Here is a 904-nt window from a genome sequence, read left to right as displayed (position 1 = left end):
AGCATCTTTTAAGTTTTGGCTATGATAGACTAAAGCAAACAGGAGAAGCTGGAGCAAGAAAAAAAACCAATAATCAATGGTTTGAAACACAAGATTCGATAAGTTATTGGGAGGATTTTCTTCGACCAAAAATTGTGTGGCTAGAACTAACAGACGATGCTAATTTTTGTTTAGATACAAACAATTATTTTATAAATAATACAATATTCTTTATCAGCGGATCTAGGTTAGAATATTTACTATCATTTCTAAATTCCTCCATTTGTAAATGGTATTTTACAAAGCTGGCAGCCACTTCAGGTGTGGGTACGACAAGGTGGATTAAGCAGTATATTGAAAAAATTTTTGTCCCACATCAAATTGAAGCACAGGACGAAAGATTATTATCTCGTCTTGCTAGAGAAATACAAAGGTGCAAGGCGAATCAAGCAGAAACAGGAGTGCTGGAACTAGACATCTTACATATCTTTTATCGGTTGTTTGGCTTCGATGAGCAGGAGATCAACCTTATTGAGCGCGGAAACAATTGATTGCTTCACGTTCTTCGTAATCTAAACCATAGATATCAAATATAAAGCTGTTAATCTCTTCGTCCACTTCATTCTGCCCTAAGTGCTTTGCTACAATCTGCTGAATTTTGGCCTCATATGCATCTCGCAGTTCTGGTACTGGCAACTGCATAATAAACATGGGCTTATATTCAAAGTACCCGCCACTCCGAGCAACCCCAAGGCTTCTTATGTAGTAATCGGCAAGTCGCGAATTTAATACAGCAAGCAGAAATTCACTGTCTGCAACGATGAATGCGCTGGGAGCATTTATAAAATATTCTGCTGGTGCGAAAGCATAAGAAGCTTTAAGATTAAGATTACCCCAAACTATTTTCTGTTTATAAAAATCCTCC

Annotated in this window: 2 protein-coding genes; one reads left to right on the top strand and one right to left on the bottom strand. The window is 37.3% G+C overall.

What is annotated here, in order from left to right; genetic code table 11:
• The coding region (locus MVI27_RS11815) for a TaqI-like C-terminal specificity domain-containing protein (RefSeq protein ID WP_281432112.1) at nt 1-530 on the top strand (530 nt) is incomplete at its 5' end.
• Here MVI27_RS11815 and MVI27_RS11810 read toward each other — a convergent pair.
• A partial coding sequence (locus MVI27_RS11810) for a TaqI-like C-terminal specificity domain-containing protein (RefSeq protein ID WP_246962170.1) occupies nt 508-904 on the bottom strand: 397 nt, incomplete at its 5' end. The genes MVI27_RS11815 and MVI27_RS11810 overlap by 23 nt on opposite strands.

Origin of the sequence: Chryseobacterium salipaludis, from assembly GCF_022968825.1 — a bacterium.
In the GTDB taxonomy this organism is placed as follows: Bacteria; Bacteroidota; Bacteroidia; order Flavobacteriales; family Weeksellaceae; genus Kaistella; species Kaistella salipaludis.
The sequence above is the reverse complement of the archived record's forward strand: the minus strand, read 5'-3'. Positions and strand labels throughout refer to the sequence as shown.